The sequence below is a fragment of the Yaniella sp. genome, from assembly GCF_030453185.1.
GTDB lineage: Bacteria > Actinomycetota > Actinomycetes > Actinomycetales > Micrococcaceae > Yaniella.
The window spans coordinates 1-15,874 of sequence record NZ_JAKDKW010000057.1; the positions used below are offsets into that span (position 1 = coordinate 1).

A 15,874-nucleotide genomic window follows, 5' to 3' on the forward strand; every position below is an offset into this window, starting at 1 on the left:
GAGGCGGCTTGGGCCAGTAGGTCGTAGCCGGGCAGGTGTGCGCCGCCGGTGGTACCAAATCCGGTGATCGAGGCGTGCACCAGATGCGGGTAGCGCTGAGCCACCGTGTTCGGATCCATGTTGAATTTAGTGAGCCCACCGGGTTTGAAATTCTCAATGAACACATCGGCCTTGGCCAGCAGCTTATGGGCGGTTGCCAAATCGTCGTCGGCTTTGAGATCCAGGGCAATGGCCTGCTTATTGCGGTTGACCGACAGGAAATATGTCGACTGATCATCACGCACAGGTGGCTGCCACGCCCGGGTGTCGTCACCACCGGGTGACTCAACCTTGATCACCGTCGCACCCATATCAGCCAACATCATGGTGGCGTAGGGCCCGGCGAGCACTCGGGAGAAATCGGCGACGACGATGCCGTCGAGAACACCGGATGATTCAGTCTGCGCATGATTGGTCATGCTCTCCATAGTCATGTGTTCGGCACCACGTTCGCAAGATCGATGCCTCAACAGCATTGATGCTCAACGTTCTTTGCAACGATGCGCCACGATTGTTGCCCGGCAGTACCGCGTTAGCTACCGTGAAGGTGATCACACATATTCCACCCGGCCGTTCCGCGGTCACACCATTGGAGCACTCATGTCGAAAACAGACCTCTTCAATATCGCCTCGATGCTCAGCGAGCAGGAGCTGGAAGTTCGCGATACCGTCGCGGATTTCGTAAACCGTCGCGTACGCCCGAACATTGCCACATGGTTCGATGACGCGTACCTGCCTACGGAGCTTATCCCGGAGATGGCGGAGTTGGGTTTATTCGGCATGCACATTGACGGCTACGGCTGTGGCGGTCGCTCCGCGGTGGAGTACGGCATCGCGATGCACGAGATGGAAGCCGGCGACTCCGGTCTGCGCACCGTGATTTCCGTACAGGGCTCGCTAGCTATGACGGCGATTGCCAAGAACGGCTCCGAAGAACAGAAGCAGACCTGGCTGCCCAAGATGGCCAAGGGCGAAGTTATCGGGGCCTTTGGTCTAACCGAGCCGACCGCAGGATCGGACCCATCGTCGATGACCACCAATGCCAAGCTCGTGGATGGCGAATGGGTGCTCAACGGTGCCAAGCGCTGGATTGGGCTGGCCACGATCGCCAACATCACCATCATTTGGGGCAAAGTTTCGGTCGCCGATGCCAAGGCCGCCGGCGTGCACCCGGAAAACGACACCAAGCCCGACGATGCTCAGGTGGTGCGCGGGTTCATTGTCCCGACAGATACCCTGGGCTACCATGCCGAGGCCATCGAGCAGAAAATGTCGATGCGCGCCTCGCTGCAGTGCGATATTTGGCTGGAGGACGTGAAACTGCCGGTCGATGCGATCCTGCCGCACAACCCCGGCCTTCGCGGACCCTTCTCATGCTTGAATGAGGCCCGATACGGCATCGCCTGGGGCGCACTGGGTGCGGCCCGCGATTCCATTGAGTCCGCCCTGGACTACGCTTCGACGCGCATGCAGTTCGGCAAACCACTGACCGCGTACCAGCTGACCCAAAAGAAACTGGCTGACATGACCATTGCCCTAAATAAGGGCCAGCTCATGGCATTACAGTTGGGCCGTGCCAATGACGCCGGCACCATGGATCTCCACCAGATTTCGATGGCCAAACTCGACAACGTACGCGTCTCTATTGAAATCGCCAGGGAGTGCCGCACCATCCTGGGCGGCAATGGCATTACCGGCGACTATTCACCGCTACGCCACGCCAACAACCTGGAATCTGTCCGCACGTACGAAGGCACCGATGAGGTCCACACCCTAATCGTTGGTCAGAAACTCACCGGCGAAGCCGCTTTTAGCTAACCCTGAAGTGCGTGATGCGCATTACATCATCCTGACTTAGTATTGAAGAACACTCAATCCATCGGACCTGGAGGCGCAAGGGTCATGGCTACTTCTTCAACTGGTGAGACGCTCAACCTCGGTGTGGTCGTTGGTTTCGATGGCTCACCGCACTCACAATACGCACTACGTTGGGCTGCGCGCGCAGCTACTCGGCGCAACACACCCCTGACCGTCGCATCGGCCTATCTCTTTCCATACAGCGACTACCTGCATAGTGTCGCGCCGGGCCCAGATGACGACGTATCCCGCCGCATAGCCGACGGCATGTTGGCAGAAGCCCGACAACTGCTGGAGGACGACGGTCACCAAGGCGAAGTGGATTACCTTGCCATCATTGGCGATGCCACTGCCGGGCTCGTCAGCGTCTCGTTAGATGCTGAGCTGCTGGTCGTAGGACGACGCGGACTCGGGCGGTTTTGGGGGCGACTCCTCGGCTCGGTTGCCGCTGCCCTGCCCGCCTACGCACACTGCCCAACGGTGGTGGTACATTCGCCCGAAGATGTGGAGCGCAAGGCCGGCGATGTTACCGAAACGCCGGATTCAGCTCGAGATACACGTGATATCTGCGTTGGTGTGGACAGCTCCGCCCATGCGCGTCATGCCGCCGTCACCGCGGCTCATGAAGCCAAACGGCTCGGGGTTGGTCTGGAGGTTGTGCACGCACAACCACCATTTATCGGCACCTCGAATGTCTGGTACCTGCAACACCATGAGGATCTCGAGCAGCACACAACGCAGAACACGCAGGAATTCCTCACCGCAGAGGTCGAGTTCTTAAAGGAACAGGTCCCAGGGGTTGAGATGAAACCGACCGTCATGCGCGGCGCTCCGGCCGAAGCCATGATTGAGAGCTCCGAACGGTCGCAGTTGACGGTACTTGGCACCCGCGGTCGAGGTGGTTTCACCAGTCTGCTGCTTGGGTCAGTCTCACGCACCACATTGGCGCATGCGCGCGGAACCGTCATGGTGGTTCCTATGGTGGAGGACTAACGAACCGAAACTCAGTAGTTGTACTCGTAGTTCGTCGAATAGGTCTCCGACAGTTCGTTCAAGATGGATACTCCGAAACTCGCAAAGAGGATGGCCACGACAATCGAAAACACGATTCCAACGGCAGTCCAGATGAGCGTCGCACGAGCAAAATTCTTCTTTGCGACAGAGACGCTCCCACCGAAAGCCAATACCAGCAGGTAGATGATGTTGACCAGCGGAATCATCGTCAAGAAGATGGCAAGCACCCAGCTGCCAAGCCCCTCAGTGTGTTGCGGTGGCGCCGCATATGGCAGGTTGCTAGGGGGCAGTTGCTGTTGTTGATACTGCGGGTACTGGCTCATGATTGCTCTCCTGTGTGTCGTACCGATGTGGGGATATGGGATTGGGGCCGCTCCGGTGTGAGGATTATGCCCACCCAAGGTCATGGAGCTGAGCGTCACTCAGTCCGTAGTAATGCCCGATCTCATGAACAAGCGTTACATGGATTTGATGGCGCAATTGTTCTACGTCATCACAAATAGCCAGTATAGGGTCACGGAAGATCACAACGACGTCAGGTAGTTGCCCGTAACCATATTCCGCACGACCAAAACGGTCATGTCCTTCATAGGTGCCCAGCAAATCCATGGCACCGTCACCGGGACGATCTTCGACGACGAAGACTACGTTCTCCAAGCCACCCACAACTTCTTCTGGGAGCTGGTCGAACTGCTGCGAAACCTCGGCTTCAAACTCATCGAGTGTCATGTCCATGTGTCGTCCCTCCTATCCTGGCCATGCAATAGTAGTACACACTCCGTGTTTTCTACGTTTTAACGGATCGGTTCACGGCACGGAAGATTGGAGAACCATGGTTGCACAACACTACGTATTTGGGGTTGAGGTGGATGAACAGACCCGCTGCGCCCACTACCACCAGTCCTTCGATGTCATCGCCATTAAACATGTCTGCTGCAAGCGTTACTACCCGTGTCACCTCTGCCATGAGGTTCTCGCCGATCACCCCGCGGAGGTCTGGCCGATCGAACGCTTCCACGAATCAGCGGTGCTGTGCGGAGTCTGCGAACTGGAGCTCACGATCACCGACTATCTGGCCACCAATACGTGTCCTGGTTGTCGGGCCGAATTTAATCCCGGTTGCAAACTCCACCGGGAAAACTACTTCGCTACTCATTACGACCTACGATGAACTCTGAACTTGCTTGACGGCGTCACGGTGAGTGCTGTGCTCTGTGTCTTGAACTTTTCGAGCGATGACCACGACGACTATGACGAGACCGAGCAACGACACGAGAAGCCAAGCGACCAGTGGCATCACCACACCGAGCGTATCGAATGCTCCACCGGCTATCAGTGACCGCAGCCCGTCGACAGAGTGGGTAAGTGGCAGCCAGGAATGCACACGCTGAAGGAACTCGGGTGCCGTCTCGATGGGATAGGTACCTCCGGCAGCAGAAAGCTGCAAGACAACGAGCACTAGCGCAAAGAAACGCCCCGGGGGTCCAAGGGCTGCGATCAGTAACTGGTTGAGCCAAAAGAACGTCAAGCTAACAAAGAAACTCAGCGCATATACACCTGCGGTGTATACCATGTCTATTTCCACGACAAAGCGTACGAAAGTAACCATCAGCGCGCTCTGCACGATGGCCATAAGGAATGACGGAGCAATACTCGCCACAACGGCTCGGAAAACAGACCCCGAGCTCATGATCTTGCGCATGTTAACCGCGGGGCGCATCAGGAAGTATCCCATTGCTCCAACCCACAGGGCAAGACTCATGAAGTAGGGGGCAAGGCCCCAACCATAGCCGGCAACTTCGTGTGCACGTTGTTCATCAAGCTCCACCGGGTTTGAGGCCGTACCCGCCAAGTGGTCGCTCTCGTCCGCCGTGTAGGTTGGTACTTCGTCTCGCCCATCTGCAAGGCCAGTGGCCAGCTCTGAAGATCCTTCGTCGAGTTCCCCTATACCATTCTGTAAGTCACCAGCACCGGCCTGTGCGTCTTCGGCACCGGATGTTAATTGATTGGTGCCATCGTTGAGGTCATCGGCTCCGGCTGACAGTGTCACAAGACCTGTACTGAGTTCACTAGATGCTGAGGCAGCAGTCTCAATGGCCCCGGAAAGCTCATCTGCGCTATCCACCAGGGTAGATGAAGCCGAGGTGAGTTGGTCGGCACCCTCATACATGCGCAAGCTACCTTCTCCTGCACGTTCGGCGCCTTCATGAACGTCATTCAGGAGTTCTTGTGCATTATTCGCACTGGCCTCTATTGCACTTAGCCCGGAGCCTCCCTCAGATGATTGTCCGCGCAATTCCGAAACTTTATCCGCGATAGCGTCCGATCGTTGATCAATATCACCGAGGGCATCGTGTGCAGTTGTCGCCTCTCCTGCAATTTCTTCCAGGGCGGCCTTTCGCTGGTCTTCGGAAAGTTCATCCCACTGATCAAGTAAATCTTGGCTTCTGGTAGATACCGAACCCGTATCGTCTAATGCCGCATCGGTGTAGTCCCCAAGCTGCTGAGCTGAACCCTCAAGTTGGGTAACGTCGTCAAGCGTTTCAGAAACATCAGTGGCTAAATTGTCGACGCCGGTTGCGGCATTGTCCACCGTATCCGCAATATCTCGGATGTCTCCGGCTACCTTATGAGCTTCGCTGTCGATAGCGCGTGCGGTCTCCGGGAGGTCGGCGGTTTGGTCATCCAGCGTGCCAAGTCCATCTGACAGTTGACTCGCCCCGTCTGAAGCTTCTGAGAGCCCGGCTGCCAGTTGTGAGGCGCCGTCGGAAAGATCGTATGCCCCGTCGGTGAGTGTATCCAGGCCAAAGACCAGCTCGCCGGCACCGGAGTGGGCGCTGGCCGTGCCGCTTGAAAGCTCCTCGGCGCCATCTGTCGCTTCGTTTAGAGATGCAGAGATGTCGTTGAAACCTACGGTGACCTGGGCAAGAAACGTTTCGCTGACTTGTTGTGAGATGGTTGAGCGAACTGCTTCGCCCACTGTTGCGGCGATGTTCCCGGCAATGATGTTCGAAGCATCATCGGTGATGATCGATAACTGCGATTTAGCAGCTTCCATTGGATCGTCCTCGCCCAATGAGGCGGCTGCGGCAGAAAAATCTTCTGGAACTTCAAGAATTGCGCGTATGTCCCCGTCTTCCAAGGCAGTGTGTGCTGCCTCCGACGACATGGTTTCCCACGCAAAACTATCGTCAGAGTCTAGGAGCTCCTCGGTTAGATCTTCCCCCAGGTTGAGCTCATCACCATCTTCGGTGGTCGCAGGCTTATCCTCATTCACGATTGCCGCCGACATCGTGTCCAAAGACCCCGTGGGGTCTTTCACAGACCAAACCAACAGGCTGGCGTACAGCAGTGGAATCGTAGCTAGTGCTATCAAAATGATCACCAACTGCGTTTTGGAACTAAGACGAGACATTCAAACCCCCTGGCCGGAGTCTCCGACAGGATACTTTTACATGTGTAAAACTTACTCGTGCCAAAATATCTGACTGCGGTGGTGCATGTCAATTGGGTAATACAACCTGCGGGAAAATGGGCATATTAACTGGCCCCGAGATCGCTGTCGGCCTGACGCGACCGTCCACTGCACGATATGCTCTTGTCACCGTATGCAGACTGATTCTATACTCTGGCTATCGCATATCGGAAGGGATCACCGATGACTACCTCATTAGCAACGTACATTGCGCTTCCGGCACAACAGCCGAAGCAATGACCCACTGGCACGAAGTATTCGGCGGAAAGCTCGAAATCCTGAACTACCGAGATACACCGCTAGAGGACATAGGCTTCGAACCAGACCCTGACGCCGTGGCGCATGCGACGTTGACGCTTCCCCAGGGTGTGATCGCCGGTGGGGACTCCATGGATTCGGAAAACGACTACCCTATCCGAGGCACCGCCTACTCACTGCTGTACACCACCGAAACTCCCGAAGAAGCGGAGCAGTTTATTGAAAAACTACGTTCTGGCGGGAGCATCGGCATGCCGTTTCAGAAGGCGCCGTGGGGAGATTGGTACGGCCAAGTCTTCGACCGCTTCGGCGTGATGTGGGCATTCTCTTGCGAAGCATGATCTGCTAACCCGATTCAAGAAGACAGACGGGCCATTTCTTCGAGAATCATCCCGCTCAACGGGGCCAGCTCAGCGCCGGTCGGAAGTTCGACGTCGTTGAGTTCAACCCAGATCAGTTCGGCAATTTCAGCTTGAGCGGTCACCGATGCACCGGCGGGCAGGCGTGCTTGATAGACCTGTGAGAACAGCTCGGCACCGGCCTCATTGGCGGCGGGTGTGCTGTAGTCGCCCAGATGATGCAGTGTATCTGCATCCAGTAAAACCCCGAGTTCTTCGTGCACCTCACGAACCGCAGTGGTGACGCCGTCTTCCCCGCGTTCCGGTTTCCCGCCTGGAAAAATGAAGAACCGGGTGTGGTGCTTACGCACTAGGGCAATACGTCCATCGCCGTCGACGAGCACAACGGCCGAGACGCTAATAGGCGGGTTGGGGTGCATGTCGGCTCATCTTTCGGTCGGCCCAGATCAGGATGAGAACGACGACGGCACCGATAATGGCCAGCAGGACATCGAGGCCGAGTGTATCGCCGATGGGCTGCAGCGCGCCGTCTTCGGTTTGGTAGGGCCAGAGGGCCCGCAACGCTCCGAGCATCACACCGGAGAGGACGAGCAAGGTGGTTGAGTGGTGGTGATCCAACAACCATTTCAGCAGCTGCACGATCACGACGGCGCCGAGCACAAGGCCTGCGCCGAACACCGCAATGTAGCCAAGGTCGAGTGCTTCAACTGCGCGCAGAGTGGGTTCATAGAGTCCGACAGTGAGCAGCACCAGTGAGCCGGACAGCCCCGGGAGGACGAGTGCAGAGACCGCAATGGCCGCCGCGGGCATGATGATGTACCAGTGCGGCTCTAGTGACAGCGTTGCGGGCAGCGACAGCACGATGAACGAAACGATCGCGGCAACGATGAAAAATATCAGGTGTTTGATGCCGAGTTGTTTGCGGCGATAACTCACGTCGTCGCGAACCATGAGCAGTGGCACCAGTACCGAGGCTGCGACCATGCCGAAGAAGATCGAGCGCATTTGTGCCGGATAGGTTTCCACCAGGTTGACCACAGGGCCGGCGACAGTGAAGACCGCCACGACCATACCGATGCCCAGGGGGATTAACAGGCGCCAGGAGATGTTGCCCCAGTATTCGCGGGCTTCTGCACGACGGCCACGCACCAGGGACAGTGCCCAGCGGATGAGCGCGGAGGCAGATTCGATGAGCTCGTGGTAGATACCGACGACCAGAGCTACGGTGCCCCCGGAGATGCCGGGGATGGTTTCGACAACGCCGATCAGGGCGCCTCGAATGAAGTTACCTATCAGCGAGGTTTGGCGTTGGGGTGTTTGGCTCATCTACTCACAATCCTTTGATCGGACATAGATTACTTTAGCTGCCTGGATGCCGGCTCAATTTTAGGCAGGTTACCCGCGACTGCGAGCGTGTTTATGAGCACAGTTGGAGCCCGGGGAGTTCAGGCTACCCTGGCTCCAACTGTTGATCAGTGGTTATTTTGCTTCGGTGAGATCCAGTGCCGCTCATCATTGTGGGAGCCGGGTGTGATCTCTGAATACTGCAGAATGCACAATAGGATCCCTGCAATTTGTAAAATAGAACCCCTGCAAAGTGCACAATAGAGTATCTGCAAAATTTGACGATGGGGCCGTCACCACGTGTGACGATGGCCCCGGTGTGGTTGCGAAACTCGAGACCGGTGAGCTCGTGAGCTAGAACTCTTCGTGCTCGGCAGGGTCCTGGTAGATCCGGCCGCGTTCCAGACCATCAATGGCTGTGAGGTCCTCAGTGTCGAGTTCGACGTCGAAGAAGAGGTTGGCTCGTTGACGTTCCGGGTGTGATGAAGCCGGCAGGGGCATCGAACCATGGTGCACATGCCAGGCCAAAACCACAGCCACCGGTGTGGTCGCATGTTTCTCTCCGATCTTGGTCAGCACCGGATTATCGATCATGTCGGCGGTGCGGCCCAACGGGGACCACGCCTGAGTCGCAATATCGTGTTTGTCATGGAAGGCGCGCAATTCGGCTTGCCCGAAGTACGGGTGCATTTCTACCTGGTTGATCGCCGGCATCTCGCCGGTTTCATCAGCCAGCCGCTGCAGGTGTTCGGGCAGGAAGTTTGAAACACCGATGGTCCGGATCAGACCGGCGTCACGCATTTCAATCATCGCCCGCCAGGTATCCACGTATTTGTGTTGGTCCGGTAGGGGCCAGTGAATCAGCGCCGCGTCAACGAACGGCAGCTTCAGATCATTTAGGGAGCGGATGATCGAGGTTTTCGCCTCGTGGTAGCCCTGAAAACGTCCCGGGATTTTGGTAGTGACGGTGATGTCTTCACGAGCCACGTCGGTTTGGGCGATGGCTTGGCCAACTTGTACTTCGTTTTCGTACCGCAACGCAGTGTCCAGCGTTCGATACCCAATATCGAGGGCAGACAGTGCTGCCGTACGATACACCTCTGGGTCGTCTTTACCGGCTTGTACGAGGGTTCCGAATCCAATGAGATCTGAGCGCATAGGCCCAGTCTAAACATACGAACCACCGTTGAGCATGGACACGATAGTAAAAGACTATAAATACAACCCCCGTGCCAATAGACTTTGCTCCATGATGCGAGCCAAGGATGATCTTCCTCAGGATGTCTCTGAGTCGGTCGAGACACTAGATCAGGCACTGAAAGGTGCCAACTATATAACCGCTCGCAAGCTGACCACAGAGCTGACGACGTCGTCCGAGCTGGATACCGTGCTGGAGCTGTTAGCGCGTTACGCCAAGTCGCAGCCTCAAGCTACGGAATTGCTGGTTGAAGTACTCGACGCTACCGGTACGGTCCGCCGTTTCGCTGCGGGCGCGCTGCTGGATCAAACCGCCGTCGATGATGTCAGCCAGGATGCGCTCATTTCGATTGCCGATTCGGTCGACTCATATGACGGCCGCAGTAAGGTCACCACGTGGGTGCACACTATTGTGCGCCGTCGAGTGGTAGATCATCTGCGCCGACAACGTTCCACGGTGCCGCTGGAGGATCACGATATGTCTCCCGCAGCGCGTATGAGTTCGATTATTGCCACGCGTGCCACCGTGCATGAGGCGCTGGAAGCCCTCCCCGACCTTTATAAGGTTCCGGTGGTACTGCGCGATATTGAAGGCCACGCCTACGCCAATATTGCTGAACGGTTAGACCGTCCCGAAGGCACGATTAAAGCCCAGATCGCCCGGGGTCGAGCCATGGTTGCTGCGCACCTGCGGGATACTGGAGTTGCCGAATGATCGCCGGGCGCTACCAACTGGGTGAAGTACTTGGCGTGGGCTCATTTGCCACCGTCTATCGTGCCACCGATGATCTGTTGGAAGATACCGTGGTGGTCAAAATGTTGGCCGAAAATCACAGCCTGAACCCCGAGATCCGGGAACGCTTCATCGCCGAGGGCCGCAGCCTGCGTCGGGTGGCCTCTGAGCACGTGGTTACCGTGCACGACATCGGTGAGGCCGAACGCCAACAACCCTTCTTAGTGTTGGAACTCGCTGATCGCGGTACGCTGGCCGGTCGGGTGCGAACCTTGCGAGCGCAAGGGTGGCGTCCCAGTGCCATAGACATGCTGAGCATGGCCCGTCCGCTAGCTCAGGCGTTGGAAGCGATTCACGCAGCCCAACTGGTGCACCGCGATCTGAGTCCCGGCAACCTGTTGCTCGCTACCGAATCGGCGGCCGACGGCGATGGGCCCGGCGCACAACTGGTGGCCGCAGATGAACGGCTCTTGCTGTCGGATTTGGGCATGTGCAAGGACCTGGCCATCAACTCCGGGCTGACGGTTTCCGGTGGGACCGCCGGCTTCCGCCCTCCAGAGCAATCCCAACCCGGTATGGTGGATACCCGCGCAGATATTTGGGCGGCATCCGCCCTGGTGTCCTGGATCGCTGAGGGGACGAATCTGCCCAACGACTTCCACCATGTGCTGCAACGCGGTATGGAAACTGACCCGGACCGTCGTCACCAAACCATTGTCGAATGGTTGGCTGAGATCGAAGCCGCGCTGGCCCCGCCGCCACCTCAGATCCAGGCTCCTCCCCCGCCGCAGCTGCAACACCAAGGGGACGACCTTCCAGATTTCATTCCCACACCCACCAGCGGCGAACCGCTGCGCACCACCACACTGCTGCTGATCGGGTTAGCGGTGGTCACGGGCATCATCGGACTGGTGGCCGGCATGTTCTTCGGTGGCGACCACTACCCCGCCGAAAACGATGGCGCGTCAATTGCCATCGGGGGGCCAGAAGAAATTGGGGTCGGTGAGGCCGCAACATTTCAGGCCGAAACCGAAGGGGTGCACAGTTGGATATGGTCACTGCCCACCGGTACCAGCGTGGTCGATGATGACGAGGCCACCATGACCGCCACCGAGCCGGGCACCACGGAAGTCATCCTGCGCGCTCGCGATCCAGACGGCAATGAACTCGAGACTCGGCACCGCATAACCGTCACGGAGTAAGCTAGAAAAAACCTTTTTGAAAATGTGCGCAACTTTTCAAACCTCCCCACCGACTTACGGATAGAACATCACTTCTGCACGTAATCGGTAAGGGGAAACTCATGACCACCCACTCCACCTTGAAACGCACGGCTGTAGGACTCGCACTGCTTGGCATGCTGACCTTAACGGGGTGCGGCACCGATCTTCCGGCCGGGATTGTGGACGACGGCGTCCACACCCTCGCCCCCACGGACCCGGCGGAAGTTGACGAGGCGTTTGAGCAATTGACCGAATAACGAACGTAGCATCACCACTACCTTGGGAGACACCATGACCACCCGAAAGACCGCAATCCTTCGCAGCACCTTGGGCCTTGCACTTGTGGGCGCGTTCGCGTTGACGTCGTGCGCCACTGACGAGCAGGCCGGTTTTACCGACGACGACACTACGAAGACAGACGGGGGAAAGACCACCCCCGCAAAACAGACTGATGGCTCCAAAAATGACCGGTCGGACACCACCGACGGCGACTACGGCGATGCGCTGGTTGCCGAGGTCGATGACCCGGTGGAATTTGCCAAGTGTGAAGAGGCCGAAGAAATGCACGACGCGACCGTTGAGTGGCTCGACGACGTCGTCGTAGAAGAACAGCGCATTGAGGCCGTCGCCGATCAGACCGTGGAGGTTGACGGCGAACAGGTGACCATTCCGGGTATGCCCGAACTCGTGATCCCCGAAATCGTGGGCCAATCCGGTTGTGTGATCGAATACGCGGCACCGGGTGGCTGTCTACCGGCCGTAGAAGTCTCCGGCTCCTACGTTCCGGGATATCGCGTCCCCGAGCGCAAGCTGCCAGCGGTTGAACTGCCAGACGGCACGGTGATCGAGGAAGAAATCCAACCGGCCATGGAGTCCGAACCCATCAAGAAAGAAGGACAATTCCAAGAACAGGTGTGCCAGACCGAACCCGAAGCAGGCGAAAGTGACTACGTGGCCCAGGTGATTCGCCCGCATATTTCGCGTCCACACATCATGGCCTCGTACTCGATGTCATCAAGCATTAACCGCTCCTCAGAGATCACCGAAAGTGGCGCTTCGGTGCCGGGCGAAGTGGTACAGACCTACCAGGTACCGACCATCACAGTTGATTCCGCACACGTAGAAGCCGACTACCTGGAGACCTACAAGGTTGACGGCGCGGACCACACCGACTACGCCGAAGACGACCAGGTCATTTCCTACACCACCGAGGGCGATGTGCTCTTCGACAGCGATGACCACACGCTGCGCTCCGAAGCCGAAGAAGAGCTCAAGGCGATCGCCGATGACATTGCCCTGCGCGACGACGAGTACACCGTCACCGTGGAAGGCCACACAGACGACCTGCCGACCCAGGAGTACGCCGATAACACCGAGCTCTCCGAGAAACGCGCCGAATCGGTGGTGTCCTGGTTGCATGACAACGCCGGCATCTCGGCGAACGATACCTTAGCCAAGGGTCTGGGCGATGAAAGCCCGCGGTCCAGTAACGACTCCGAGGAAGGGCGCCAGGAAAACCGTCGCGTGGTCATTACCGTCAAGCCGGTGGACCACAAACCTGAAATCGACTACAAAGTCGAAGGTGGCGGCGCCGAGAGCCAATAACGTTTAGGCCTTGGACCAAATCCTGGTGTTGAGGTTGAAGTGTTCGACCAGCGATAAGAAGGTCACCAGGTCCTCGTAGATGGCCTTGGCCACGGTGAAACCACCGTCGTCGTCAGTATCCAGTTTGAAACTGAAACGGTCTTCATCCAGGACCACCGCAAAGTACATCCACGACCCGCGGAAGGACACGGCGATACGTTCCGAACCCATCCGGTCGGCGACGTCGCTGATGGCCAGCATCAATTCGGGGGACAACAGGTAGCGGGCTTCAACCTGATCGCTGGTCCAACCGGTGAAGCGTTTGGTGATGCCTGGATCTTCCAGTTCCATGGGTTCCAGGCCATCGCCGGCCGCGCTATCCTCGGTGAAGTTGCGGATCGCCTGGGGTTCCGTCTTGCGGGGCAGCAGGTACGTTGTCGATGAGAAATCCTTATGGAAATCGGCGGCGAACATCACCATGGATGGTCCGGCCTCTTCCGTCATGGCTTCGAACTCACGGTATTTTTCTTGCACCGTGTTTTTGACCGAATCCGGTACGAAATCCAACAGTGAGCCAGCACGCTGCTGACGGTCTTTATAGTATCGCCAGTGACGCCCGTGTTCTTCTCGCAGCCGGCGGTTGTTGGCGCGTTCTTCGCGCTGCTTCTTGCGTTCCAGGCGGGCTTTCGATTCGTCGCTGAGTTCAACTTCTGAGCTCTGCCATTTCACATCGGACAGCATGAACTGGGTGTCGCCAAACGTTCCGCTGATGAAGTCCTCTTGGCGGGCCTTCGGGTCCCGGATGAATCCAGACCGGCTCAGCACGCCCAATGGGATGCCGCCCTGGGGGTCGAAGCTGGCCTGCAGTTTGGCTTCCTGGCCGGTGGACGACGTCGCGCTCATGCTCTCGGCCAATGCCTCAATCATGGGGGTGACCACTTCTTGAGCGTGCTGATCCGATGCTGCTTTATGGTGGCGCAGACCTACCATGACGGAGGGGACCATCAGAGCAAGACCAACGACAACACAAAGCAAGCCAAAGAGTGGTGCGCCAAGGAAGAACGACAACAGGGCAACGAATATCAGCACAACTCCGAGCACCGCGGGCAGTCCAAGGAGGAGGCCTTTGCCGCTCCAGGATCCCATCCACGCTGTGCTGCGGGAGAGTTCGCCGGCCTGTTTTTCAATTTTCGTCCAGACGGTATCGAAGTCTGGGGCAGAGATGCGGTCGTGCATTAGTCGAGGTAGCCTTCCAGGTTATAGCCGATTTTCTTGCGCTGATCGGTCAGCTCAAAGAGTTCGTGGTGTTTGAATCCCATCGGCGCAGCAATCAGCACGGTAGGAAACGTTTGACGGTGGGTGTTATAGACGGTTGCCGAACGGTTGTAGACCCGACGAGCAGCCTGTAAGCGTTCTTCCGCTTCATTGATTGTGCGCTGCAACAGTTCCACGTTGGTGTGGGTCTGCATTTCCGGATAGTTCTCGATCGAAGCGAGGCGACCCGGACCGGCTTGAGCTGCCGCGTTCATGAGTGTCTGCTCGGCATTTTCCATCGCAGCATTGACTTGCATCTTTTCCTGCATGGTCAACTGTTCAATAGTGCGACCGGTACGCAAGGCAGTGGCGTCCAGTACCATGTCGACTTCTTTTTTCACGATGCCGGAGACGGCGTCGGCCTGCGCCTTGATCTGGTCGAAACGGCTTTCCAGAGCCACATCGATACCGCGCACCGCCTCGGTCGAGGAATTTCGCGATTTCACCAACCGGTTGTACGTGCTGATGAGCCAAATGACCAAGATGACAATGGCTGCGCCAGCGACAATTGGGACCCAAGGTATGTTCACGGGATACCATTCCTAACAAAAACTCTTGTAGGTGACTAAAGCAATATAGAATACCACAGTTTTCGCTCGCAGCATGATCAGGATCAAGGTGAACCAACTGAAAAATCTAACGAAAGCCGTCGATGACATCTTGACTCGCCATACACTCAAATATTCAAGTATTAACGTGTGAAATATCAGCAAATACTTGGCATTATGGGTTCTCTTTCCGTGTCTCAACGGGTATAATAAACGTATGACGGATTCCATGACAGGTGCAGCAAGCATGGTGCAGGTTCGTGCCATGCTGGGCATGTTGGATCCGTCGGATTCTTCGGCGCAATGTATTGATCGGCTCCAAACGTTGGCACGGCTAAAGGCTCGGATCGCCGCGTTAGAGGCTGAGGAAATCGCAGACTTAGAACAATACCGTCACGAAGAAGAAGCTGCTCGTGGTGTCCCTAAGTCTCGGCGTGGTCACGGGCTCGCCGCGGAGATCGGATTAGCTCGTGGTCAGTCCCCGGCACGGGGCAGTAAGTGCCTGCAAGTCGCCCGAACCCTGGTGCAGGACATGCCCAAAACATTGGACGCTTTGGCTCTTGGTCAGCTTGATGAAGAGCGCGCTCAGGCTGTGGTCAAGGAAGTCTCTTGGCTGACACCCGAACACCGGACAACAGTCGATACGTTGATGGCTGGTCAGTTTGAGGGGCTTGGGCCACGGAAACTGGCTGGCAAGGTTCGGGCGCATGCTGAACGGTTAGACCAACAGGGTGCACTTGAGCGCAACGAGATCGCGTATTCAGAGCGCCGGGTTTCGGTGCGTCCTGCCGCCTATGGGATGGCGTGGGTAACAGCGCTAGTCTCCACCCAGCAAGCTGTCGGCATTCTGGCGACTCTGACCAGGGATGCCAACAGTGTGGTCAACTCTGGCGAGACGGCTGATCCAACGGTTCCCACCGGTCAGGCGC

18 protein-coding genes are annotated in these 15,874 nt (G+C 57.3%); 9 read left to right on the forward strand and 9 right to left on the reverse strand.

Annotated features, from left to right (window positions below; translation table 11 throughout):
• Positions 1–458 (reverse strand): CoA transferase (locus tag L0H14_RS08790; RefSeq protein WP_301421680.1); only part of this gene is annotated, 458 nt, incomplete at its 3' end.
• Positions 459–639: 181 nt separating this feature from the next.
• On the opposite strand from L0H14_RS08790, the gene L0H14_RS08795 reads away from it, so the two are divergent.
• Positions 640–1,857, forward strand: a complete 1,218-nt coding sequence (locus tag L0H14_RS08795; RefSeq protein WP_301419335.1) for an acyl-CoA dehydrogenase family protein — start codon at positions 640–642, stop codon at positions 1,855–1,857.
• 84 nt (positions 1,858–1,941) lie between these two features.
• Positions 1,942–2,889 carry a universal stress protein gene (locus L0H14_RS08800; protein WP_301419336.1) on the forward strand — a complete coding sequence of 316 codons (948 nt, stop codon included), beginning with the start codon at positions 1,942–1,944 and terminating at the stop codon, positions 2,887–2,889.
• 11 nt (positions 2,890–2,900) lie between these two features.
• Here L0H14_RS08800 and L0H14_RS08805 read toward each other — a convergent pair whose 3' ends face one another.
• Both L0H14_RS08805 and L0H14_RS08810 read right to left on the reverse strand, forming a co-directional pair.
• Positions 2,901–3,233, reverse strand: a complete 333-nt coding sequence (locus tag L0H14_RS08805; protein ID WP_301419337.1) for a hypothetical protein — start codon at positions 3,231–3,233, stop codon at positions 2,901–2,903.
• Positions 3,234–3,297: 64 nt separating this feature from the next.
• Entirely contained in the window at positions 3,298–3,645 is a 348-nt protein-coding gene (locus L0H14_RS08810) for a metallopeptidase family protein (RefSeq protein ID WP_301419338.1), read from the reverse strand.
• Between the two features lie 97 nt (positions 3,646–3,742).
• Here L0H14_RS08810 and L0H14_RS08815 point away from each other — a divergent pair, with 97 nt between their 5' ends.
• Complete coding sequence (locus L0H14_RS08815; protein ID WP_301419339.1) at positions 3,743–4,081, forward strand: CHY zinc finger protein; 339 nt, start codon at positions 3,743–3,745, stop codon at positions 4,079–4,081.
• Here the strand turns inward: L0H14_RS08815 and L0H14_RS08820 are convergent.
• Positions 4,073–6,325 carry a YhgE/Pip domain-containing protein gene (locus L0H14_RS08820; RefSeq protein WP_301421681.1) on the reverse strand — a complete coding sequence of 751 codons (2,253 nt, stop codon included), beginning with the start codon at positions 6,323–6,325 and terminating at the stop codon, positions 4,073–4,075. The two genes, L0H14_RS08815 and L0H14_RS08820, sit on opposite strands and share 9 nt — an antisense overlap.
• 116 nt (positions 6,326–6,441) lie before the next feature.
• On the opposite strand from L0H14_RS08820, the gene L0H14_RS08825 reads away from it, so the two are divergent.
• Complete coding sequence (locus L0H14_RS08825) at positions 6,442–6,984, forward strand: VOC family protein (protein ID WP_301421682.1); 543 nt, start codon at positions 6,442–6,444, stop codon at positions 6,982–6,984.
• Positions 6,985–6,998: 14 nt separating this feature from the next.
• Here L0H14_RS08825 and L0H14_RS08830 read toward each other — a convergent pair whose 3' ends face one another.
• The 3 genes from L0H14_RS08830 to L0H14_RS08840 all read right to left on the reverse strand — a co-directional run bounded on the left by L0H14_RS08830 (position 6,999) and on the right by L0H14_RS08840 (position 9,504).
• The gene (locus L0H14_RS08830; RefSeq protein ID WP_301419342.1) at positions 6,999–7,421 is read right to left on the reverse strand and encodes an NUDIX domain-containing protein; all 423 of its coding nucleotides are present in this window, start codon (positions 7,419–7,421) and stop codon (positions 6,999–7,001) included.
• Positions 7,399–8,328, reverse strand: a complete 930-nt coding sequence (locus L0H14_RS08835) for a DUF368 domain-containing protein (protein WP_301419343.1) — start codon at positions 8,326–8,328, stop codon at positions 7,399–7,401. The genes L0H14_RS08830 and L0H14_RS08835 overlap by 23 nt, the downstream gene beginning before the upstream one ends.
• A 372-nt stretch (positions 8,329–8,700) precedes the next feature.
• Positions 8,701–9,504, reverse strand: coding sequence for an aldo/keto reductase (locus L0H14_RS08840; protein WP_301421683.1), 804 nt, complete (start codon positions 9,502–9,504; stop codon positions 8,701–8,703).
• Between the two features lie 34 nt (positions 9,505–9,538).
• Here L0H14_RS08840 and L0H14_RS08845 point away from each other — a divergent pair, with 34 nt between their 5' ends.
• The 4 genes from L0H14_RS08845 to L0H14_RS08860 all read left to right on the forward strand — a co-directional run bounded on the left by L0H14_RS08845 (position 9,539) and on the right by L0H14_RS08860 (position 13,104).
• A complete protein-coding gene (locus L0H14_RS08845; protein ID WP_301421684.1) occupies positions 9,539–10,258 on the forward strand; it encodes an RNA polymerase sigma factor in 720 nt (239 codons plus the stop codon).
• Positions 10,255–11,478, forward strand: a complete 1,224-nt coding sequence (locus L0H14_RS08850) for a protein kinase (protein ID WP_301419637.1) — start codon at positions 10,255–10,257, stop codon at positions 11,476–11,478. Before L0H14_RS08845 ends, L0H14_RS08850 begins: the two co-directional genes overlap by 4 nt.
• Before the next feature lie 101 nt (positions 11,479–11,579).
• Positions 11,580–11,756, forward strand: a complete 177-nt coding sequence (locus tag L0H14_RS08855; protein WP_301419638.1) for a hypothetical protein — start codon at positions 11,580–11,582, stop codon at positions 11,754–11,756.
• Between the two features lie 34 nt (positions 11,757–11,790).
• A complete protein-coding gene (locus L0H14_RS08860) occupies positions 11,791–13,104 on the forward strand; it encodes an OmpA family protein (RefSeq protein ID WP_301421685.1) in 1,314 nt (437 codons plus the stop codon).
• A 3-nt stretch (positions 13,105–13,107) separates the two neighbouring features.
• Here the strand turns inward: L0H14_RS08860 and L0H14_RS08865 are convergent, their stop codons facing one another.
• The gene (locus L0H14_RS08865; RefSeq protein ID WP_301419642.1) at positions 13,108–14,319 is read right to left on the reverse strand and encodes a DUF3137 domain-containing protein; all 1,212 of its coding nucleotides are present in this window, start codon (positions 14,317–14,319) and stop codon (positions 13,108–13,110) included.
• Positions 14,319–14,927: a LemA family protein gene (locus L0H14_RS08870; RefSeq protein WP_301419643.1), complete on the reverse strand. Its 609-nt coding sequence runs from the start codon at positions 14,925–14,927 to the stop codon at positions 14,319–14,321. The genes L0H14_RS08865 and L0H14_RS08870 overlap by 1 nt, the downstream gene beginning before the upstream one ends.
• Before the next feature lie 247 nt (positions 14,928–15,174).
• Between L0H14_RS08870 and L0H14_RS08875 the strand changes: the two genes are divergently transcribed.
• Positions 15,175–15,874: DUF222 domain-containing protein (locus L0H14_RS08875; protein WP_301421686.1), on the forward strand; the 700-nt coding region annotated here is incomplete at its 3' end.